This is a genomic window from Rhodococcus sp. F64268 (genome assembly GCF_023015605.1).
Taxonomy (GTDB): Bacteria; Actinomycetota; Actinomycetes; order Mycobacteriales; family Mycobacteriaceae; genus Rhodococcus.
The window spans coordinates 374,769-395,391 of record NZ_JALKAI010000002.1 but is presented as its reverse complement, the minus strand read 5'-3'; the positions used below and the strand labels follow the sequence as shown (position 1 = coordinate 395,391).

The following is a 20,623-nucleotide window of genomic DNA, read 5'->3' as shown; positions in this document are numbered from 1 at the left end:
ACCGACGCCGCCACCACGATCGGAAGGATGCCGATGGCTGAGAAGTCCGTAGAGTCCGGGGAATACGCCGACCTGCACCGACCCGTCTACAACCCGGATCTGCTCATCACCGCGCTCGACCGCAGCGCCGACCGCCCCGCACTGCACCTGGGCGACGTAGTCCTCACTGGCGCGGAGATGCGCGCGGCCATCAGCCGCTACCAACAGGCACTCGCATCGGTCGGAGTCGGGCAGGGCTCGTCGGTCGCAGTGTTGTCGAAGAACCGCCCCGAAGTTCTCATCAACATGGGCGCGACCATGATCGCCGGGTGCCGCAACAGCGCACTCAACCCGATGGGGTCGCTCGACGACCACCTGTACATCACCGCCGATGCCGAGATCGAGACCCTCGTATTCGATCCCGTGCACTTCGAGGAGCGCGCTGCGGAACTGAAAGCGCAGGTGCCGACGCTGAAAAATCTGTTCTCGCTCGGCCCCTCGAAGATCGCCACCGACATCCTCGCCCTCGCCGACACCTTCACCGAGCAGCGACTCGTCGCGGCGCATGTCGACGCCGAGGACACCTCGTCGATGGTCTACACCGGTGGTACCACCGGAAAGCCCAAGGGAGTGATGGGCTCGTTCCGATCCGGTGTCGCGCTTCCGCAGATCCAGATGTCGGAGTGGCAGTGGCCGGACCAACCTCGCTTCCTGATCTGCACGCCTCTGTCTCACGCGGGGGCCGCGTTCTTCATTCCCACACTGCTGCGCGGCGGTTGCCTCTACGTATTGCCCTACTTCGAACCGGGCCTCGTTCTCGAGACGATCGAGAAGCACCGCATCGACGCCACCATGCTCGTCCCGACGATGATCTACATGCTGCTCGACCACCCGGACTTCGACACGCGTGACCTGTCCAGCCTGCAGACCCTCTTCTACGGGGCCTCCGCGATGTCGCCTGCACGGCTGCGTGAAGGCATCGAGCGTCTCGGGCAGGTGTTCTTCCAGTTCTACGGTCAGTCGGAATGCGGCATGACCATCGCGGTGCTACGGAAAGAAGAGCACCTCGCCGACGATCCCGGCCGGCTCGCGTCGTGTGGCCGGCCGGTCCCGTGGCTCGATGTCCGCCTGCTCGACGACGACCTCCGGGAGGTGCCGCAGGGCGAACTCGGAGAGATCTGTGTGCGCGGCCCTCTCGTGATGAAGGGCTACTGGAACAAGCCCGACGAGACGGCCGAGGCGCTGCGCGGAGGATGGCTGCACACCGGCGACGTCGCGCGCGCCGACAAGCACGGATTCCTCACCATCGTCGACCGCAAGAAAGACATGATCGTCACGGGCGGCTTCAATGTGTTTCCCCGCGAGATCGAGGACGTCATCTCGGCACACCCTGCTGTCGCGTCGGTCGCGGTTGTCGGTGTCCCCGATCAGAAGTGGGGCGAAGCCGTGAAGGCGTGTGTCGTGCTGCGCGACGGGCAGGATGTTCCGGCCGACGAACTGATCGAGAAGGTGCGCGCAGCGAAGGGATCGGTGCATGCTCCGAAGTCGGTGGATTTTCTCGACGCCCTGCCTCTGACACCGCTCGGCAAGCTCGACAAGAAGACGCTGCGCGCGTCGTATCGGTAGTTTGCGCACGAAAGGTTGTGCGAGGAAATGACTTTCCCGGTGCGACGAGGTGAGATCGGTCACGTGGCAAGCGGAGTTCGTCGACTCGAGTGACCATTGTTTCCGGTGGCCGGGGATCTCGAATCGCCGAATCACCGTTGTGCATCGACCAGCGATGCACGGCATCAGCCATCGGAGGGGGAATTGAAATGGGTTCGATCGCATCGCTGCTCACCGACGTGCTCGTGGGCGTCATCCTGGAGCTGATCTCGTCGGGATCCGCCCAGTAGGTTCTGCACGGGAGTGTTCGATCCGGCCTTGTGATGGAAGTTTCCCCATCTCGCACGGGTTTCCTCGGGTCGTGAACCAACGGAAAGCCGCACGATGGGTGGAAGGTTGCGGACGGCCCGAGGTTTCGCCCGATATGCCCGATCTATCGAGGGCGGCTGTCGCCTGACATACTGCGTCGCATGGCGAACGGGGACCCCCAGCGGGTGGAAGTGCGAGTGCCGGTGGAGAGCGCGGACGAGGCTCTCTTCGGATCGGCGTTCAGTGGAGAAGGCGCACTGCGGCCGGTGGAGCCGGTGCCGCCGATCTGCTCGCGACACGGAGACCCGGAATCCGACCGCGTGCGGGTGACGATCAAGTCGGATCGCTCGCAGCCGGACGGTAGTGACAGCCGCCTGGGATCCGCACTCGCCGCGGCCTACACGGTGCAGGTGGCGGCAGTGGAGTGGCCTGTCTGTGTACGATGTGTCACGGCACGTCTGCGCTGGCAGATCGCTGCCGCCGCACTCTTCACCGCGCTTGCGGTGCTGTTCTTGGGGTTGGTCTTCGCGCTGTTGCAGGGCGCGCCGCGTCCCTACGGGTTCGCACTACTCGGGGTGTTCGCGGTGTCTTTCATCCCACTCTACGTCGCGCTGCGGATGATCGAGCACCGGCGAGCCGGCGTGGGAGTGACTCTTGCAGAAGATGGTTCGGCGCTCGTGGTGCGCGACGCGCACCCGGACTTCGCGCGCGCTGTGAGCTCGCGGACCTGATCTACAGCGGGTCGAAGCTGATGTTCTGCCGGGGCGTGCCCCCGGCAGACAAGGCGTACAGCGTCGTGCGGATCATCGACGGCGACCCCGCGATCTGGATCTGATGATCGGACCACGATCCGAAACTTGCGACGACCTTGCCCAGTTTTCCCTGAATCGGCTCCTGCAGACCCCGGGGCGTTTCGCGGATGGGGACCGGATGCCAGTACGGGTTCTCCAGTTCCTCGGTGACGGGGGTGATCGTGAGCCAGGGGTTGGTCATGGCGATGTGCCACAACGTTTCCAGATCGTAGAGATCACACGGGTAGTTCCCGCCGTAGAACAAGTGGGTGCGCGGATTCGTGCCGCGCATCGCCATCTCCATGATCTGGGCGCGGAGCGGCGCGAGGCCGGTGCCCGACGCGATCATGAGCACGTCCTGGCCGCTGTCACGGTCGACCTGCAGGCCTCCGAGCGGTGGGCCGATCGTCCAACGATCACCCACCGAGACCTCGCTGACGAGACCCCCGCTGACCCATCCAGTCGAGACGCGTCGGACGTGGAATTCGATCTGCCCCTGGGGATTCGGAGGGATCGCTGCGGACAGGTACCGCCACATCTGGGGACGTTGCGGAATCTGGACACTCATGTACTGGCCCGCGTGGTACGGGATGGGAGTGTCGGTTTCGAGCCGGATGATCGCGAGGTCGGCGAGAACCCGTTCGTGGCCGACGACGGTGGCGCCCCATGCTGCGGGCAGTTCGTCCTCGGCTGCGGCGACAGCCATCGTCTCGGTGAAGTGCGCGATGACTTCGGCCCAGGTGCGTTCGAGTGCTGCGGTCCACAGGATCAGCGGCGTGCATTCGCGCACCGCGGTGAGGAGCGCGTGGCCGGCGGCGCGGAAGTGTTCGGGTCGGACTCCGTACTTGCGGTGATCACGGGCGAGTTGGCCGAGGAAGGCCTCCAGGCCGCCCACGTCGGTGAGTTTGTTGACCGCCCATCCGACGGCGGTCGTGAACCGCTGCCGCATGTTCTCCATGCCGGCCGGGAACAGTTCACGCGTTCCTGACGTCTCGCTCCAGAGCGCGGTGTAGAACGCCGTGGCGAACCGCTCGGGCCCCGTCGGGGTCGCGGTGATCGATGCGAAGCTGAGTTGCACTCGGGCGATGGCGAACGCCTCCACGCCATCCTCCCACGTACTGCGTCAATTCGGACGCCGCCACTGTAGTCGTTTCCTGGTGGGTCGGCCACATGCACATTCCGGGCGTGTAGCCGGACGGCACAATTGTGATGTTAATCACTCCTGTGGCGAAAGTTGAGTGGAACAAACTCAATTTTGGGCTCGTTGAATCGATCGAGTGCCCGCGGACCGGAGTCTGCGGGTACAGAATTGACACAGACTCACTCGAGAACGGAAGGAGCCCGTAGTGGACTCGTTCAACCCCACGACGAAAACCCAGGCGGCCTTGACGGCGGCACTGCAGTCGGCATCCGCTGCGGGCAACCCGGATATTCGGCCCGCCCACCTGCTCGTCGCGCTGCTCGACCAGACCGACGGCATCGCAGGTCCGCTGCTCAAAGCGGTCGGCGTCGACCCCGCACAGATCAGGAGCGAGGCTCACGAGCTCGTCGACAAACTGCCCACTGCGACCGGCGCGACCACCACACCGCAACTCGGGCGCGAGGCCATCGCCGCGCTGTCTGCGGCGCAGAAACTCGCCACCGAACTCACCGACGAATTCGTCTCGACCGAACACGTCCTCGTCGGGCTCGCGAGTGGAGACTCCGATGCCTCCCGGCTCCTCACCGGCAAAGGCGCGACCCCGGAGGCATTGCGCGACGCGTTCACGACGGTGCGCGGCACCGGACGCGTCACCAGCGCCGACCCGGAAGGAACCTTCCAGGCTCTCGAGAAGTACTCGACCGACCTGACCGCGCGTGCCCGCGAAGGCAAGCTCGATCCGGTCATCGGTCGCGACAACGAGATCCGTCGTGTCGTTCAGGTCCTGTCGCGTCGTACCAAGAACAACCCCGTGCTCATCGGTGAACCAGGCGTAGGCAAGACCGCCATCGTCGAAGGCCTCGCCCAGCGTGTCGTCGCGGGCGATGTTCCCGAGTCGCTCCGCGGCAAGACCGTCATCTCGCTCGATCTCGGTTCGATGGTCGCGGGCGCAAAGTACCGCGGGGAGTTCGAGGAACGACTCAAGGCAGTACTCGACGAAATCAAGGAATCCGCCGGGCAGATCATCACGTTCATCGACGAACTGCACACCATCGTCGGCGCAGGCGCGACCGGCGAGTCCGCAATGGACGCAGGCAACATGATCAAGCCCATGCTCGCGCGCGGTGAACTCCGACTGGTCGGAGCCACCACTCTCGACGAGTACCGCAAGTACATCGAGAAGGATGCCGCCCTCGAACGCCGCTTCCAGCAGGTCCTCGTCGGTGAGCCGAGCGTCGAGGACACCGTCGGTATCCTGCGCGGACTCAAGGAGCGCTACGAGGTGCACCACGGTGTGCGCATCACCGACTCCGCGCTGGTGTCCGCCGCGACCCTGTCCGACCGCTACATCACGTCGCGGTTCCTCCCCGACAAGGCCATCGACCTCGTCGACGAGGCGGCGTCGCGGCTGCGGATGGAGATCGACTCGCGTCCCGAGGAAATCGACACCGTCGAACGTATCGTCCGTCGCCTCGAGATCGAGGAGATGGCGTTGCAGAAGGAAACCGACGCTGCGTCGAAGGAACGACTCGACAAGCTGCGCGGTGAACTCGCCGACGAACGCGAGAAGCTCAATCAGCTCACCGCGCGCTGGCAGAACGAGAAGACCGCCATCGACTCCGTCCGTGAGGTCAAGGAACAACTCGAAGCGCTACGCGGTGAAGAGGAACGCGCCGAACGCGACGGCGACCTCGGCAAGGCCGCCGAGCTGCGCTACGGCCGCATCCCCGAACTGGAGAAGAAGCTCGAGTCCGCAGCGCAGGCATCGGGGGCGGCGTCCGACGGCGATGTGATGCTCAAGGAGGAAGTCGGCCCGGACGACGTCGCAGAGGTCGTCGCTGCATGGACCGGCATCCCCGCCGGCCGCATGCTCGAAGGCGAGACCGAGAAGCTTCTGCGGATGGAAGACGAGATCGGCCACCGCGTGGTCGGTCAGGCCGAGGCCGTGCAGGCCGTCTCAGATGCGGTCCGCCGCGCAAGGGCCGGTGTCGCCGACCCGAACCGTCCCACCGGATCGTTCCTGTTCCTCGGACCCACCGGCGTCGGCAAGACCGAGCTGGCCAAGGCCCTCGCAGACTTCTTGTTCGACGACGAACGCGCCATGGTGCGGATCGACATGTCGGAGTACAGCGAGAAGCACAGCGTTGCGCGTCTGGTAGGCGCACCTCCCGGCTATGTCGGCTACGACGCGGGCGGTCAGCTCACCGAAGCTGTGCGTCGTCGTCCGTACACGGTGGTGCTGTTCGACGAGGTCGAGAAGGCACACCCCGACGTATTCGACACGCTGTTGCAGGTGCTCGACGACGGGCGCCTGACCGACGGTCAGGGCCGCACGGTCGACTTCCGTAACACCATCCTGATCCTCACCTCGAACCTCGGTGCGGGTGGGGACAAGGACCAGGTGATGGCGGCGGTGCGGATGGCGTTCAAGCCGGAGTTCATCAACCGGCTCGACGACGTCGTGATCTTCGATCCGCTGTCGGAAGAGCAGCTCGAGAAGATCGTCGACATCCAGATCGACCAGTTGGCGAAGCGCCTCGAGGCACGCCGGCTCACGCTCGACGTCGACGGAGCGGCACGGATGTGGCTCGCGGTCCGCGGCTACGATCCGCAGTACGGTGCGCGTCCGCTGCGCCGGCTCATCCAGCAGGCGATCGGCGACCAGCTCGCCAAGAAGCTGCTGGCGGGGGAGGTCCGCGACGGCGACACCGTGAAGGTCGGCGTCACCGACAACGCCGACGGCCTGGTTCTCGGCGTCTGACACCAGTGCGGGGACGGTCCCGGTGGCAACAGCCACCGGGACCGTCCCCGTATCGGTACCTTGGGAAATGCCATGACGAATCCGAACGATCCGCGCACACCGCAGGAACGTGCCTATCCGCACGACGAGCCGGGTGACGACGAGACGCGCGTACTGCACACCGACGACCCGACCGAGGCGTATGGGCAACCGGTGACAAATCCGACCCTGGTGTATCCGCAGTACGACCCGCGCTTCGATTCGGCGGCGCCCCCACCGAACCCGACGCAGCAGCTCGGTGCACCGCTGGGGCAGTACGCGCAGGGGGGGCCACCGACCGCGCAGTATCCGACGGCCCAGTACCCGACAGCCGACTTCTCACAGACGCAGTATGTGCAGGGGCAACACCCACAGGCCGGTCACCCCGGCGGTGGATATCAACCGCCCGGCGCACCCCCGCCCGGATACGGGCCGCAGGCCGAGCCCGAGAAGTCCCCTCGCGGTCCGCGCTGGGGGCTGGTGGCTCTCGCCGCAGTTGTCCTCATCGTGCTCGGGGGGATCGTCGGCTTCCTCCTGAGCGGAGGCGACGACGAGCCCGACACCGTCGCCACCGGCCCGACCACGACCCGAACGATGCCACCCGCACCGACGACGACACCGCCACCGGCCACCGAGCCGGACGGAGCGCCGGCGCTACCGCTGGATCAGCTTCCCGGCGGACTCGGTGAAGCCCTCGGGACCACCGGCGCCGTCGTGGGCTCGATCACGGCCAACGACGGCACGAGCATCACTCTCAGCGGTATCGGCGGGTCGCTCACCACGGTGTTGTTCACGCCGGAAACCCAGATCATCACGTTGAGGGGGTCATCTCCGGAGGCGCTCGAGATCGGCGCGACGGTGGTCGCGACAGGCAGTCCCGTAGAGAACGGACAGATGACGGCCGAGACCGTCATCAGCGCGTCGCTCCCGTCGTTCGGCAGCCCGGGCAACTGAAGACGCTAGGCTGATCGTGATGACATTCATGTGGTTCGGTCTGGCGGCGATCGCGCTTCTCGGCGCGCTCGCGCTCCTGTACGTCGACCGCACGCGGAGGGAACAGTCCGGGCGTGTGCGGGAGATCTGGGCGCGTGCCCAGGGGTACAAGTACACCGACTCCGACGAGCGGCTGCCTTCCAACTGGCATCGCGCGGCGTTGGCCAAGCAGGAGTACCTGGGCGCGATAGACGTCGTGCGCGGGGTGCGCCGGGGTGAAGATTTCATCCTGTTCGACATCGAGGAAACCGCCACCATCGTCGCGGTACGCCGCAAGGTCGGATCCGACGTCGACATCGATCTGCGGCTCAAGTCGACGCCACCTCCCAAGGATTCCGACATGAATCTGCTCGGGTCGATCGGCCCGCGCATCGTGTTCTCCACCGACCTCGAGATCGCCCGTCGCGTGTGCGACCAGCGAATGGTTTCGTTCACCCAGGCGATCCCGGAGCACGTCCAGATGCTGTGGAGTGAGGGTCCGTGGACCCTCGGTTCGATCCCGGTCGGAAGCAACGGGCGCGAATGGGATGCGGCGATCGAGACCGTGGCGCGCCTGTCGGGCATCTTGCATGTTCTCCCGCCCGTGGTCGACCCCGATGATGTCGATCGCACCTTCCATGACCCGGGGCGCCCCTCTGCGCAACGCTAGTCCCCGCTCGTCAGGTCACGGTACGGACACGCCCCGGATGACACGCCGGATCCTTCGTCGTGCGAACTGATCGGGGTCTGTACATTTCACGCCGTGACACCTGTGGCTCTGGTGATAGTTGTGGCAGTGGTGGCCGTTGTGCTGCTCTGGATACGGCTGGGGATGCGCCGGTTGCGGACGCTTCGCACCCGACGCCGAGACGGCCTGAATCTGCTCCTGAACGAACTCGACGATCGCTACGACCTGATTCCCGCGCTTATCGCGGCATCGGCGGGCGCCGGCGTCGAACGCAGCCGCATCAGCCCGGTGGTGGGAGCACGCTCCCTCGCCATCGCGATGCGCGATCAACGCCTCGATCTTCCCGAACGTGCGGCCACCGAGAACGCGCTCTCGGCCGCGTTGCACGAACTCATCGGAGTCCTCGACGGTGTCAACCACTGGCCGTTCATCCGGGTCGCCCGCGAACTGCACACTCGCGAGCAGCGCATTGCAGGTGCAGTTCGTGTCCACAACGATCTCGCGAACAAGCTCAACTCCCAGGTGTCGAGCTTCCCGACATCGCTGTACGCGACGCTGGCCGGCGTGCGACCGGTCGCAGTCTTCGAGGTACCGGCTGGTCTGGTAACCGATACTTCGACCGAGGTTCCGGTGCCCGAGGAACGGCCCGACATGCGGCAGTCCACCACTGTCGAAAGCGACGACAAGGACTCGGGGACCGTCGCCGCCTGAGGACGCACCGACAGCGACTAGGCTCGTTCGCGCCGGTTCCGCCACCGGCGGTGGACGAGACGACGGTGAGGAAGTGCAAATGAGCGACCGCGACGAACTGAGTGCACTGGTACGTGAGCTGGCAGTGGTGCACGGCAAGGTGACGTTGTCGTCGGGCAAGGAAGCCGACTACTACGTCGATCTGCGTCGGGCGACCCTGCATCATCGTGCAGCTCCGCTCATCGGCTCACTTTTGCGCGACCTCGTCTCCGACTGGGATTTCGACGCGGTCGGAGGGCTCACCATGGGCGCCGACCCGGTCGCGATGGCCGTCATGCACGCGCCCGGACGTCCTATCGACGCGTTCGTCGTCCGTAAAGCAGCCAAGGCGCACGGCATGCAGCGTCAGATCGAAGGTCCCGACGTCGTGGGCAAGCGAGTGCTCGTCGTCGAGGACACGACCACCACCGGGAACTCGCCGCTCACCGCAGTCAAGGCGCTGCGCGACGCGGGCGCGATCGTCGTGGGTGTGGCAACGGTCGTCGACCGCGCCACCGGAGCCGACGAGGTCATCGCGGCGGAAGGCGTCGAATACCGGTCGTTGCTCGGCCTCTCCGACCTGGGCCTCGACAACTCCTGACACCGTGAACCAACGGATGCGGCAGACCGTCACGCACCTTGCGGACGGTCGCGAACTGATCTTCTTCGACGACACCGAACCGTACGTCGGGGGATCGGCCACCCGTGTCGCGCACGACCGTCGCGAACTCCCGATGGTCGTGGCGGCGTCGGAGATCCGCATCGACCCGCTCACCGGCGACCCGGTGACCTTCGCCGCGCACCGCATGGAACGCACATTCCTGCCCTCCGTCGCGGATTGCCCACTCTGCCCGACCCGCCCGGGCGCCTCCACCGAAATTCCCGCGGACAACTACGACGTCGCCGTCTTGGAGAACCGTTTCCCCGCGTTCTCCTCGGGCGACGGACCGGTGGTCGGCCGCTGCGAGGTTGTCGCTTTCACCGCAGACCACGATGCCCGCTTCGCGGACCTGACCGCGACACGGGCCCGCACTGTCATCGACGTCCTCGCGTCGCGCACGGCGACGTTGTCGTCGATGCCGGGGGTGGCCCAGGTGTTCTGCTTCGAGAACCGCGGCGTCGAAATCGGTGTGACACTGGAACATCCGCACGGTCAGATATACGCCTACCCGTTCCTCCCGCCGCGCACGCGGACGCTGCTCGCGCGCGCCCGCGAGCACCACGAACAGACCGGCCGGTCGCTCCAGCGCGACATCCTCGACACCGAACGACGCGCCGCGACTCGCATCGTGTGGTCGGGCGAATGGTGGACCGCGTACGTTCCCGAGGCGGCGCGATGGCCGATCGAGGTACACCTCGCGCCGCATCGCGACGTCCCCGATCTCACCGCACTCGTCGACGCCGAACGCGACGAACTCGCCCTTGCCTACCGCGATCTACTCGGGCGCATCGACCGGTTCTTCGACGGTCTCGACCGCGTTCCGTACATCGCGGCATGGCATCAGGCGCCCGCCGGGGACGGACGCCAGTACGGGCGGTTGTTCTGCCAGATCTTCTCGCTGCGTCGTGCACGCGACAAGCTCAAATTCCTGGCCGCTTCCGAATCGGCAATGGGCGCGTGGATCAGCGACACGACCCCCGAACTCATCGCCGAACGACTGCGTGCGCTCGCACCGTGATGTCGCCCCATGGAGCGGTGTGCGACGAGGCGGCGCGTACGTTCGCGACGGAGTTCGTCGGCGACCCGGACGGCATCTGGTGTGCGCCCGGTCGCGTGAACCTGATCGGTGAGCACGTCGACTACGCCGGCGGATTGTGCCTCCCGATGGCTATTCCCCAGGTCACGGCCGCTGCGGTGCGCCGTCGCGCCGATGGACGGCTGCGCCTGTACAGTCCCGGGTTCGCCGTCGTGGACGTGGAGCACGGCGACCGCGTCGACGGATGGGGTGCGTACGTCGCCGGTGTGATCCGGTCACTCGATCCACCCGGTTTCCACGGGGCGGACATCGCGATCGCGTCGGAAGTCCCAGTGGGGGCGGGTCTGTCGTCGTCCGCTGCGCTCGAGGGGGCTGTGGCGCTGGCGCTTGCCGACCTGTGCGGACTTCCCGTAGACGACGACGGACGCGATGCCCTCGCGCGTGCGTGTGTACGTGCGGAGAACGACTATGTGGGGGCGCCGACCGGCGGCATGGATCAGCAGATCGCGCTGAGAGGCAGGGCGGGCCACGCGTTGCTCCTCGACTGCACCGACGGGCACGTCGAACACATCCCCGTCGACACCGCTGCTGCAGGCCTCACGGTGCTGGTCGTCGATACCGGGACGGGGCACCGCCTGGTCGACGGTCAGTACGGTTCACGGCGAGCCGCCGTCGAGGAAGCGGCCGGATTGCTGGGTAGGCCACTGCGCGAAGTGGAATCCGTATCTGCACTCGATGACGCGATGTTGCAGCGCCGCGCGCGACACGTGGTCACCGAGATCGCACGTGTCCGTACCGCCGCGGATGCACTGCGCTCCGGTCGCGTACGCGATCTCGGCCCTCTGTTCGACGCGTCGCATCGGTCTCTGCGCGACGATTTCGAGGTCAGCTGCGCCGAACTCGACAGCGCCGTCGACGCTGCGACTGCGGCAGGTGCGCTCGGCGCGCGTATGGTAGGGGGAGGCTTCGGGGGATCGGCAATTGCGTTGTGCGAGAACGACGACGTGCAGAGGATCCAAATGTCGGTGACCGCGGCGGCCGCGGCCCGGGGTTTTCCGTCGCCGGTGTTCCTGCGCGCCACACCGTCCGATGGTGCGCGCCGCTGTTGATGCGCAACCCGGGTACTGTGCGCGCATGGGCTGGTTCACTCGGAACAGATGGGGCATCGAGCACGCCGTGTTCGTGGCCGCGAGCGCGGCGACGGTGGTCGGCGGAGTGCTGGGCAACGAAGCGGTGCAGAAAGCTGCAAAGCCGCTGATTGCGCCGTCGCTGGCCGTCCGGGTGCTGCGGCGCTCTCGCGATCTTGACCGCGCCGACACCGCGTTGCTCCTCGCAGGTCTCACTGCCGCGACCGTGGGCGACGTGTTCATGATCGACCCCGACGACGACAGCCGGATCCTGCGCGGTGCAGGCTCTTTCGCGGTGATGCAGACGTCGTACTCGACGGTGCTCGCCCGGCACGGTGCTCGCCCGACCCGCACCGCGGTGCTACAGCGTGTGCCCGCGGTGCTGGGAGCCGCCGGCCTGCTCGGATGGCGGAGTCGCTCGGTGGCAGTGCCGCTCACCGCGTACGGCACCGTGCTTGCGACCACCGCGACACTTGCTGCCGACCCATCCCTCGCGCCCGGTGCGAAGACCTCCGGCGGGCTCGTGTTTCCGAGCGCCGACCGGCGCAGTTGGCTCGGGCTCGGCGGGCTGGTCTTCACCTTGTCCGACGGCACCATCGTCGAGCGGCGGACCCTGCTGAGAGGGAAGTCCGCGCGGGCGGCGGCGGAAGGTTTCGTACTCGCCACCTACGCGGGTGCGCAGTTGCTCCTGATCGAGGGGATGCTCGCGCTCGCCCGACGCAGGTGACCAGTCAGGGGAAGATCAGGATCCTGGTGCGGTCGTCGGGGTCGACGAGCACCGAGACCACCCGGCCGGCCGTCAGCCGCGGCAGGTCGCGGTGTTCGGCCTCGAACACCACCTTGCCGCTGTACGGCTCGGATCCGGGCACCATCAGATCCAAATCCAGCTCGGTTCGCTGCACATGGCCGATCACAGAGCCGAGTGGGGTGGCTGAGCGGATCGTCGCCCAGCCTTCGAGGCCGTCGCGTTCGATCTTCCGGTCTTCGCGGGTGGTGCGATCGGCGATCAACATGCCCGCGCCGAGCACCGCGCCGTACAAGCAGACCAGGAACATCACCTGGAATCCTTCGGTGCCCTCGGCGGAGTTCGGGTAGAAGAGGTTCAGCCAGAGCGAGAGCAGAATCAGGTATCCGGTCGTGATGAATGCGACCGTGCGCAGGATGCGCGTGTGCTTCATGGCTCCTCCGTCTCCCAGACTAGCGCGTGTCTGCGCTCCGACCGCCGATCGATAGAGTGGCACTTTCTGTGTTCGTCGGAGGGAACGGTGTGAAGGTGCGTGTGTCGTCCGCTGCGGTTGTGTTGGGTGCTGTACTTGTGCTGAGCGGGTGCGGGGGATCCGGAGACGAACCGGATGCCGCAGCTCGGGAAACCGCCACCACACCCGCAACCTCGAGCGTGACTGCTGCACCGACCACGACCGAAGCGACCACGACGGAGGCCGTCACGGAAGCGCCGGCCACCGAGCTCCCGCCTGCGGAGACAACGACCGAGCCGGCTCCCGAAGTGCCGCCGACGCTGGAGGCCGTTGCGTTCGAGCAGGGCGAGTCCTACTACTTCACGACCCCCGACGGCGCATTCGCATGCGGCATCGTGCAGCTCCCCGGACGTACCGAAGCCGGTTGTGAAGGCGTCACGGACCCGGTGCCGCCGCAGCCCGAGAGCTGCGTCGTCAACTGGGGCCACGGGATGCGCGTCGTCGACAGCGGTCCCGGTGAATTCCTGTGCTCGGGCGGGCCTGTCTACCTGCCCGTCGAAGGATCTGCGGAGGTCCTGCCCGTGGGATCGCCGCTCTCGCAGCTCGGTTACACGTGCGAGACCACCGAGGCCGACGTGACCTGCACCAACGACAGCACCGGGCACGGATTCACCATGGCATCCGGTTCGAACGAGACGTTCTGACGGTGGCAGTTCACGAAAGACCGGATCAGGAGCAGGACCCGCTCACTGTTGCCGGACCCACCGAGTGGGGGGAACACCCGCACGGTATGGGGCCGTGGACCGACGAGTTCGACACGCTCCCACCCACCGACCCGAAGTACGACCCGGAACTGCTCGAACACGGAGACCGGCGCAACGTCGTCGACGCCTACCGGTACTGGACGCGCGACGCAATCGTCGCTGACATCGACACCCGTAGGCATCCGTTGCATGTGGCGATCGAGAACTTCGCGCACGACGCCAACATCGGCACCGTGGTGCGGACCGCCAACGCGTTCGCGGCCGCCGCTGTCCATATCGTGGGGCGCAGGCGGTGGAACCGCCGCGGGGCGATGGTCACCGATCGCTATCAGCATCTGCACCATCACCCCGACGTCGATGCGCTCATCGACTGGGCCGCCGAGCACGATCTGACCATCGTCGCAGTCGACAACACCCCCGGTTCCGTGCCGCTGGAGACGGCTGTGTTGCCCCGCAACTGCCTGCTGTTGTTCGGGCAGGAAGGCCCGGGCGTGACCGAGCGCGCGCGCGAGGTGGCGACCATGACGGTGTCGATCGCACAGTTCGGTTCGACCCGCTCCATCAATGCCGGTGTCGCGGCAGGAATCGCCATGCACGCCTGGATCGCCCAACACGCCGACCTCGACCGCGCCTGGTAGTCATCCGGCCCGGTAGTAACACCAACTCGGACTGCACGGATGTATGAGCGCGGGCCGTGTGGCCACGCCGCTGTCGTGGGACGAGGATGATTACTGCATGCCAGAAATGTGGACGGGCCGGGCGGACGCAGCCGAAGCTGCCGTGGTGGCCAGGCACGTGCGTCGATTGTGGGGTCTACCCGGCACCGAACTCGGTGTCGTCGGCTGGCCGGCGACGCGGCGCGAGCGCATCTTCGGATCGTGGCATTACTGGTGGCAGGCACACCTGATCGACCTCGCCGTCGATGCAGCAGAGCGGCACGCGAAGGCCGGCGACGGTACCCAGCGCGGCCGGCGCCGAGTCGTGCAGCTGAGCCGCAGCCACCGCATTCGCAACATCACAGGCTGGACCAACAACTATTTCGACGACATGGCCTGGCTCGGTCTGGCTCTCGACCGCGCCGGGCGGCACCTGCGCGTCGACCACGGCGCTGCGATCACTGCCCTCGTCGGTGAACTGTACGACGCGTGGCAACCCGAGCGCGGGGGTGGTATCCCGTGGCGCCGCGGAGACGACTTCTTCAACGCCCCCGCGAACGGTCCGGCAGCGCTGTTACTCGCGCGCTCGGGCAAGCTGGAACGCGCGCAAGAGATGGCCGATTGGATCCACGAGCGTCTCGTCGATCCGGACAGCGGACTCGTCCTCGACGGAATCCGCCACGGTGTGCTCGAACGCGCCGTCTACTCGTACTGCCAAGGCGTGGTGCTCGGAGTCGAAACCGAACTCGCGACCCGATGCGACGATCCGCGTCATCGCGCACGGGTCCATGCCCTCGTTGGTGCTGTCGACGACGAACTCACCGAACGCAGCATCGTCACAGGTGGTGGGGGCGGCGACGGAGGTCTGTTCAACGGCATCCTCGTGCGTTATCTCGCAATGGTCGCGACCACCTTGCCGGTGCAGGACTCCGACGACGTGCGCGCGCGAGCTACAGCGCGTCGCATCGTGCTGGCCTCGGCAGATGCTGCGTGGGAGAACCGCCTGCAGATCGAAGGCCTGCCGCTGTTCGGAAGTGACTGGTCCCGGCCCGCGAAACTGCCGGGTGCGTCGGGCACAGTCGCGCAGTTCGCTGGAGGCACCGTGCGCTCATCATCGATCGCAGAACGCGACCTGTCGGTGCAACTCGGTGGCTGGATGTTGATGGAAGCCGCGAACGCGGTTGTCGCGTCTCCCTGAGCTACGGCTCTCCCTGAACTACGGCGTCATCGCCGAGTGTCGGGGTCCGAACCGAGCGACGGGATCGGCGTGGTCGGTGCCGAGGTCTGTGCCGCAGACCGGGTCGGGATCGGGGTGGTCGGCGTGTGATCGGTGCTGGACAGCGCAGCGGCAGAGTTGTCCTGCCCCGACGCGGTTTCTTCCGCAGAGGCGGTTTCTTCTGCAGTGGTGCCCTCGCCGGCGTTCTTGCGCGACGCGAGGAAACGCTTGCCGACCTCGTTGATGATCGGGAGCACCGACACGAACACGATGAGCAGGAAGATGATGTCGACGTTGTCGGCGATGAACGAGATCTGTCCGAGAAGGTAGCCCAGCAGTGTCACGCCCGCACCCCACACGATGCCGCCGATGACGTTGTAGGTGATGAACACGCGATACGGCATCTTCGCCGCACCCGCGACGAGCGGCGCGTAGGTGCGGACGATAGGAACGAACCGGGCGAGGAAGATCATTGCGGGACCGTGGCGCAGGAAGAACCGGTGGGATTCGTCGAGGTACTTCTTCTTGAACAGCTTCGCGTCGTCGCTCTTGAACAGCTTTGCGCCGCCCTTGGTACCGATGAAGTAGCCCACCTGATCACCGAGGATCGCCGCGATCGGGATCGTCACCATCAGCACCCACAATGGTGCGAAAGGCTCGACCTCCGTCGATTTCGATGCGGCGATCAGGCCCGCGGTGAACAGCAGTGAATCGCCGGGAAGCAGCGGAAACAGCAGGCCGGACTCGATGAACACCACCAGCAGGAGCCCGAGGAGCATCCAGGTGCCGAACGAGTTCAGCAGATTCACCGGGTCGAGGAAGCCCGGCAGCAGGGCCAAATTGGTCGCGGATTCCGAGGCTTCAAGCAAATTCACGATGCCCAGAGTACCGGCGCATCAGAGGGCGCTCGAATCGCAGCGGCCTCGGGAGAGCGGCCCGAGTATCTAAACGCCGTGGCTATTGACATACTGCAGGGACGTAAGAGCACCTGCCACACCCGAGCGGGTAGCCGATCCACTCTCATCTGGAGGACAGCCGCTGTGCCTATCGCGACTCCCGAGGTCTACGCCGAGATGATTGCCCGCGCCAAGGAACACTCCTTCGCGTTCCCGGCCATCAACTGCACCTCGTCCGAAACCATCAATGCCGCTATCAAGGGCTTCGCGGACGCCGGTAGCGATGGCATCATCCAGTTCTCGACCGGTGGCGCAGAGTTCGGCTCGGGCCTCGGTGTCAAGGACATGGTGACCGGCGCGGTCGCGCTTGCCGAGTTCGCGCATGTCGTCGCTGAGAAGTACGACGTCACGATCGCTCTGCACACCGACCACTGCCCCAAGGACAAGCTCGACGGCTTCGTCCGCCCGCTCATCGCGATCTCCAAGGAACGCGTCGACGCAGGCAAGAACCCCCTGTTCCAGTCGCACATGTGGGACGGCTCCGCCATCCCGATCGACGAGAACCTCGAGATCGCTCAGCAGCTGCTTGCTGACGCTGTGGCCGCCAAGATCATCCTCGAGATCGAGATCGGCGTGGTCGGCGGCGAAGAGGACGGCGTCGAGAACGCCATCAACGACAAGCTCTACACCACCGTCGAGGACTTCGAGAAGACCGTCGACGCGCTGGGCGCAGGGGAGAAGGGTCAGTACCTCCTCGCCGCGACCTTCGGCAACGTGCACGGCGTATACAAGCCGGGCAACGTCAAGCTCAAGCCGGGCGTTCTCGCCGAAGGACAGCAGGCCGCATCGAAGAAGCTGGGACTCAAGGACGGCTCGAAGCCGTTCGACCTCGTCTTCCACGGCGGTTCGGGCTCGCTGAAGTCGGAGATCGACGAGGCCCTGAGCTACGGCGTCGTGAAGATGAACGTCGACACCGACACCCAGTACGCGTTCACCCGCCCGATCGCGGCACACATGTTCAGCAACTACGACGGTGTGCTCAAGGTCGATGGCGAGGTCGGAAACAAGAAGGTCTACGACCCGCGCAGCTACCTGAAGAAGGCCGAGGCGTCGATGACCGCTCGCGTGGTCGAGGCGTGCAACGACCTCAAGTCCGCGGGACGCTCGGTGTCCGCCAAGTAGGTATCACGATCGACGAAGGGCGCCGGCTCGAGCCGGCGCCCTTCGTCCTTGCGAGAGTCTGCGCAGCTATTCGCTGCACACCTTCCATTCTTCCCCCTGGAGCGCGAGGTCGAAGGTGCGTGCCGTGACGTCGGACGGATCGCCCATCGGGTGAGCTGTGACCTCCACGATCGCGGTGTCGTCGGTGATCTGCACCTTGTCGATACTCGACACGACCGGCACAGAGCCCTGTTCCACAGCCAGCGTGTGAATGCTGTCGAACTCCTCGGGAGCGACCGTCGCGTAGAACTCAGCGAGCCCGCCGCACGTCGATGACTGCAATGTTGCAAGGTCGCCTGCACTCAGTGCCTGCACGAACTCGTCGACGCTGGCGCGAATGTGCGACTCGGGGGAATTGCTCTCCCGGTACTGCAGGAACGCGATGACGGCGACGACGGCGATCACCACGGCAGCGGCTACACCGGCGAGGACCAGCCAACCCGCGCGTTTCTTTCGCGGTGACGGGGGGATCCGGGTAGGGGCAGGCGTGGGCTGGAACGGCGCAGGCTCCGGGCGCGGTGCCTCGGGCACACGCGGCACGATGCGCTGCGGCTCCGCTTTCGGGGCGTGGCTCCTGACCGGGATCTGAGTCGTCGGTGCTTCGGACGGATCTGCTGCGGGTGGCTCGGGCTGCTTACCGTCGTCGGGCTGTTCGCCGTCGCCGGGCTGCTCGGCTTTCTCGACGATCGGCATGGCGACGGTCTTTGCGTCGGCAGGGTCGGGGGTCTTCTCGACGATCGGCATGGCGACCGTCTCGGACTCGGCCGGATCCGGGTCGGAGGGTTCGTCGGCTCTTGCGCCGGGGTCCTGCTCGTTGTCGTCGGGCCGGGAATCTTCCGGAGCTGCGGCTGCGTCGTCATCCGGTGAGGATTCGGTCTCCTCCGACGGGGTGCCTGAGGGAGCGGTGTCCGCGTCGTCCTCGATCTGGTCGTCGGGCGCTGCAGCGCCGTCCGTCTCGTCATCGGAGGCCTTCTCGTCTTCCGCCTCGGTGTCCTTCCCTTGCGGGTCGACGGCTTTCTCCGAGGCGACGACGTCGTCGGGCGTGTCGGCCGGCCCGTTGTCCGCGACCTCGCCTGCTGACGATTCCGTCGAGTCTTCGGTCGGGTCTTCGTTCTTCGGGTCCGGCACTCGCTGCACCTCGTTCGGATGATGGGTGATTATGTGGGGAGCTTATCCAGGCTCGACGGTGGAGGGGCAGAATGGGCGCCATGACCTCATTCGGTGATCTGCTCGGACCCCAGCCCACTCTCCTCCCCGGTGACGACGAAGCGGAATCTGATCTGCTCGATCACAAGGAGCCGGCGAAGGTCGCGGCCGAGCATCCGACCGCCTCGATCGCGTGGGCGTACCTCGCGGAGGCAGCACTCGACTCCGGCGAGACGATCACCGCCTACGCCTATGCCCGCACCGGCTACCACCGGGGTCTCGACCAGCTGCGGCGCAACGGGTGGAAGGGCTTCGGCCCCGTGCCTTACAGCCATGAACCCAACCGCGGGTTCCTGCGCTGCGTCGCCGTGCTCGCCAAGGCAGCGAAGGCGATCGGCGAAACGGACGAGCATGCTCGGTGCCTCGATCTGCTCGAGGACTGTGACCCCCGCGCGGCGGAGGAACTTGGCGTCGAATAGGTCGTTACCCACCCGCGACGACTTCCGCACGAAATTGCGGAAGTCGTCGCTGCGACTGCGCTCATCCGCGCTGCCGATCGTGCAGTGCGCGCTCGCTGCCGGCATCGCCTGGTGGGTTGCGACCACACTGATCGGTCACCCGCAGCCGTTCTTCGCGCCGATCGCCGCTGTGGTATCCCTGGGGTTGTCCTTGGGTGCTCGGCTGCGCCGCTCCGTCGAGCTCGTGTGCGGTGTGACCGTCGGAATCGGTGTCGGGGACCTCCTCGTCTCGTTGATCGGCAGTGGTCCCTGGCAGATCGCTCTGGTCGTGGCGATCGCCATGGCCTCTGCGGTGGCGCTCAACAGCGGGCCGATCTTCTCGATGCAGGCAGGCAATTCGGCTGTCCTGGTGGCGACGCTGATACCCCCCGGCGGCACGGGCGGCATCGACCGGATGACCGACGCTCTCGTCGGCGGCCTGGTCGGCATCGCAGTGGTAGCGCTGATCCCCACTCATCCGGTGCGGCGAGCAAGGAAGAACGCCGCAGACATTCTCGAGACCGCCGCCGAGGTTCTGCGGAAGGTCGAGACCGGCCTCGTCGAGAACAATCCGAAGCCCATCGAAGCTGCCCTGCGGCAAGCCCGCGACACGCAATCCGCGATCGACTCCATGCGCAGCAACCTCCAGGGCGGTCACGAGATCAGTCGGATTTCCCCGCTCTATTGGAACAGTCGGCCGCGGCTTGCACGGTTGACCGCTGCCGCCGACCCGATCGACAATGCGATGCGCAATATCCGTGTCCTCGCGCGTCGGTCGCTGACCCTGGTCCGTGACGACGAGATTCTCGATTCCCGGCTCGTCGTCATCGTCGAAGAACTTGCCGACGCGGTCGAAGTGCTGCGCGAGATGGTGCTTGCCGAACCCGGCGATCAACCTGACGCCGCCGAGGCAGCGCGTGTGCTGCGCAGTGTGGCACGGAAGATGAGGCCGGAACTGATCGAGGGGGCCGGTGTGTCGGCGACGGTGGTGTTCGCGCAGATCCGCTCTCTGCTCGTCGACCTGTTGCGGGCATCAGGGCTCAAGCGCATCTCGGCACTCGCAACGTTGCCGCCCACGGTCGAGAAGCCCGCTTACCCGCCGGAGGACTGAGATCGGCCCCGGTGCGGCCGGTTCTTCCCGCGACCATCGCTGTTTCGGACACCCGTTGCAACCGGTGTGCGAAGCAGGAACGGTCGCGGGAACTGTGGGTGAT

Annotated in this window: 20 protein-coding genes and 1 pseudogene; 17 read left to right on the top strand and 4 right to left on the bottom strand. The window is 66.2% G+C overall.

Annotated elements, in window-relative coordinates; genetic code table 11:
* Window positions 1-33 precede the first annotated feature (33 nt).
* The 3 genes from MWU77_RS06345 (at window position 34) to MWU77_RS06335 (ending at window position 2,624) form a co-directional block, all read left to right on the top strand.
* The gene (locus MWU77_RS06345; protein ID WP_247273199.1) at window positions 34-1,605 is read left to right on the top strand and encodes an AMP-binding protein; all 1,572 of its coding nucleotides are present in this window, start codon (window positions 34-36) and stop codon (window positions 1,603-1,605) included.
* Between the two features lie 89 nt (window positions 1,606-1,694).
* A complete protein-coding gene (locus tag MWU77_RS06340) occupies window positions 1,695-1,874 on the top strand; it encodes a hypothetical protein (RefSeq protein ID WP_247273198.1) in 180 nt (59 codons plus the stop codon).
* A gap of 180 nt (window positions 1,875-2,054) precedes the next feature.
* Window positions 2,055-2,624, top strand: coding sequence for a hypothetical protein (locus tag MWU77_RS06335; protein ID WP_247273197.1), 570 nt, complete (start codon window positions 2,055-2,057; stop codon window positions 2,622-2,624).
* A gap of 1 nt (window position 2,625) precedes the next feature.
* On the opposite strand, the gene MWU77_RS06330 is transcribed toward MWU77_RS06335, so the two are convergent.
* The gene (locus MWU77_RS06330; protein WP_247273196.1) at window positions 2,626-3,786 is read right to left on the bottom strand and encodes an FAD-binding oxidoreductase; all 1,161 of its coding nucleotides are present in this window, start codon (window positions 3,784-3,786) and stop codon (window positions 2,626-2,628) included.
* Window positions 3,787-4,030: 244 nt separating this feature from the next.
* Between MWU77_RS06330 and clpB the strand changes: the two genes are divergently transcribed.
* From clpB to MWU77_RS06290, 8 genes are all read left to right on the top strand, one after another.
* Entirely contained in the window at window positions 4,031-6,586 is a 2,556-nt protein-coding gene (gene clpB / locus MWU77_RS06325; RefSeq protein WP_247273195.1) for an ATP-dependent chaperone ClpB, read from the top strand.
* A 72-nt stretch (window positions 6,587-6,658) separates the two neighbouring features.
* A complete protein-coding gene (locus MWU77_RS06320) occupies window positions 6,659-7,558 on the top strand; it encodes a hypothetical protein (RefSeq protein ID WP_247273194.1) in 900 nt (299 codons plus the stop codon).
* Between the two features lie 28 nt (window positions 7,559-7,586).
* Window positions 7,587-8,246 carry a hypothetical protein gene (locus tag MWU77_RS06315; protein WP_169687445.1) on the top strand — a complete coding sequence of 220 codons (660 nt, stop codon included), beginning with the start codon at window positions 7,587-7,589 and terminating at the stop codon, window positions 8,244-8,246.
* Between the two features lie 93 nt (window positions 8,247-8,339).
* Window positions 8,340-8,975 carry a LemA family protein gene (locus tag MWU77_RS06310; protein WP_247273193.1) on the top strand — a complete coding sequence of 212 codons (636 nt, stop codon included), beginning with the start codon at window positions 8,340-8,342 and terminating at the stop codon, window positions 8,973-8,975.
* 79 nt (window positions 8,976-9,054) lie between these two features.
* Window positions 9,055-9,594: an orotate phosphoribosyltransferase gene (gene pyrE, locus MWU77_RS06305; protein WP_169687058.1), complete on the top strand. Its 540-nt coding sequence runs from the start codon at window positions 9,055-9,057 to the stop codon at window positions 9,592-9,594.
* A 16-nt stretch (window positions 9,595-9,610) separates the two neighbouring features.
* Window positions 9,611-10,672 carry a galactose-1-phosphate uridylyltransferase gene (galT, locus tag MWU77_RS06300; protein ID WP_247273192.1) on the top strand — a complete coding sequence of 354 codons (1,062 nt, stop codon included), beginning with the start codon at window positions 9,611-9,613 and terminating at the stop codon, window positions 10,670-10,672.
* The gene (galK, locus tag MWU77_RS06295; RefSeq protein ID WP_169687443.1) at window positions 10,672-11,799 is read left to right on the top strand and encodes a galactokinase; all 1,128 of its coding nucleotides are present in this window, start codon (window positions 10,672-10,674) and stop codon (window positions 11,797-11,799) included. Before galT ends, galK begins: the two co-directional genes overlap by 1 nt.
* Window positions 11,800-11,824: 25 nt before the next feature.
* Entirely contained in the window at window positions 11,825-12,544 is a 720-nt protein-coding gene (locus MWU77_RS06290; RefSeq protein ID WP_169687056.1) for a lysoplasmalogenase family protein, read from the top strand.
* A 4-nt stretch (window positions 12,545-12,548) separates the two neighbouring features.
* Here the strand turns inward: MWU77_RS06290 and MWU77_RS06285 are convergent, their stop codons facing one another.
* Window positions 12,549-12,995, bottom strand: coding sequence for a hypothetical protein (locus MWU77_RS06285; RefSeq protein ID WP_169687055.1), 447 nt, complete (start codon window positions 12,993-12,995; stop codon window positions 12,549-12,551).
* A gap of 89 nt (window positions 12,996-13,084) precedes the next feature.
* Here MWU77_RS06285 and MWU77_RS06280 point away from each other — a divergent pair, with 89 nt between their 5' ends.
* From MWU77_RS06280 to MWU77_RS06270, 3 genes are all read left to right on the top strand, one after another.
* On the top strand, window positions 13,085-13,717 hold the full coding sequence (locus MWU77_RS06280; RefSeq protein WP_374229817.1) for a hypothetical protein: 633 nt from the start codon (window positions 13,085-13,087) through the stop codon (window positions 13,715-13,717).
* An 86-nt stretch (window positions 13,718-13,803) separates the two neighbouring features.
* Window positions 13,804-14,415, top strand: coding sequence for a TrmH family RNA methyltransferase (locus MWU77_RS06275; RefSeq protein WP_169687441.1), 612 nt, complete (start codon window positions 13,804-13,806; stop codon window positions 14,413-14,415).
* A gap of 97 nt (window positions 14,416-14,512) precedes the next feature.
* On the top strand, window positions 14,513-15,631 hold the full coding sequence (locus tag MWU77_RS06270; protein WP_169687054.1) for a glycoside hydrolase family 76 protein: 1,119 nt from the start codon (window positions 14,513-14,515) through the stop codon (window positions 15,629-15,631).
* Window positions 15,632-15,837: 206 nt separating this feature from the next.
* On the opposite strand, the pseudogene MWU77_RS06265 reads toward MWU77_RS06270, so the two are convergent.
* Window positions 15,838-16,533 (bottom strand): annotated as a pseudogene (locus MWU77_RS06265) (VTT domain-containing protein); the annotation flags it as partial.
* A 156-nt stretch (window positions 16,534-16,689) separates the two neighbouring features.
* Between MWU77_RS06265 and fbaA the strand changes: the two are divergent.
* The gene (gene fbaA / locus MWU77_RS06260; RefSeq protein WP_169687053.1) at window positions 16,690-17,727 is read left to right on the top strand and encodes a class II fructose-bisphosphate aldolase; all 1,038 of its coding nucleotides are present in this window, start codon (window positions 16,690-16,692) and stop codon (window positions 17,725-17,727) included.
* 66 nt (window positions 17,728-17,793) lie between these two features.
* On the opposite strand, the gene MWU77_RS06255 is transcribed toward fbaA, so the two are convergent.
* Window positions 17,794-18,894 (bottom strand): hypothetical protein, encoded by a 1,101-nt coding sequence (locus MWU77_RS06255; RefSeq protein WP_247273191.1) that lies wholly within the window; start codon window positions 18,892-18,894, stop codon window positions 17,794-17,796.
* Window positions 18,895-18,974: 80 nt separating this feature from the next.
* On the opposite strand from MWU77_RS06255, the gene MWU77_RS06250 reads away from it, so the two are divergent.
* Window positions 18,975-19,391, top strand: a complete 417-nt coding sequence (locus MWU77_RS06250; RefSeq protein ID WP_169687052.1) for a DUF3151 domain-containing protein — start codon at window positions 18,975-18,977, stop codon at window positions 19,389-19,391.
* Complete coding sequence (locus MWU77_RS06245) at window positions 19,324-20,520, top strand: FUSC family protein (RefSeq protein ID WP_169687051.1); 1,197 nt, start codon at window positions 19,324-19,326, stop codon at window positions 20,518-20,520. Before MWU77_RS06250 ends, MWU77_RS06245 begins: the two co-directional genes overlap by 68 nt.
* Window positions 20,521-20,623 lie beyond the last annotated feature (103 nt).

Excerpts from the sequence above, each read along its gene's own strand:
- MWU77_RS06250 (WP_169687052.1), top strand. The coding sequence starts at position 18,975 with ATGACCTCATTCGGTGATCTGCTCGGACCCCAGCCCACTCTCCTCCCC.
- MWU77_RS06290 (WP_169687056.1), top strand. The coding sequence starts at position 11,825 with ATGGGCTGGTTCACTCGGAACAGATGGGGCATCGAGCACGCCGTGTTC.
- MWU77_RS06275 (WP_169687441.1), top strand. The coding sequence starts at position 13,804 with ATGGGGCCGTGGACCGACGAGTTCGACACGCTCCCACCCACCGACCCG.
- MWU77_RS06315 (WP_169687445.1), top strand. The coding sequence starts at position 7,587 with ATGTGGTTCGGTCTGGCGGCGATCGCGCTTCTCGGCGCGCTCGCGCTC.
- galK (WP_169687443.1), top strand. The coding sequence starts at position 10,672 with ATGTCGCCCCATGGAGCGGTGTGCGACGAGGCGGCGCGTACGTTCGCG.
- MWU77_RS06320 (WP_247273194.1), top strand. The coding sequence starts at position 6,659 with ATGACGAATCCGAACGATCCGCGCACACCGCAGGAACGTGCCTATCCG.
- MWU77_RS06335 (WP_247273197.1), top strand. The coding sequence starts at position 2,055 with ATGGCGAACGGGGACCCCCAGCGGGTGGAAGTGCGAGTGCCGGTGGAG.
- pyrE (WP_169687058.1), top strand. The coding sequence starts at position 9,055 with ATGAGCGACCGCGACGAACTGAGTGCACTGGTACGTGAGCTGGCAGTG.
- MWU77_RS06270 (WP_169687054.1), top strand. The coding sequence starts at position 14,513 with ATGCCAGAAATGTGGACGGGCCGGGCGGACGCAGCCGAAGCTGCCGTG.
- galT (WP_247273192.1), top strand. The coding sequence starts at position 9,611 with ATGCGGCAGACCGTCACGCACCTTGCGGACGGTCGCGAACTGATCTTC.
- MWU77_RS06245 (WP_169687051.1), top strand. The coding sequence starts at position 19,324 with ATGCTCGGTGCCTCGATCTGCTCGAGGACTGTGACCCCCGCGCGGCGG.
- MWU77_RS06345 (WP_247273199.1), top strand. The coding sequence starts at position 34 with ATGGCTGAGAAGTCCGTAGAGTCCGGGGAATACGCCGACCTGCACCGA.
- MWU77_RS06285 (WP_169687055.1), bottom strand. The coding sequence starts at position 12,995 with ATGAAGCACACGCGCATCCTGCGCACGGTCGCATTCATCACGACCGGA.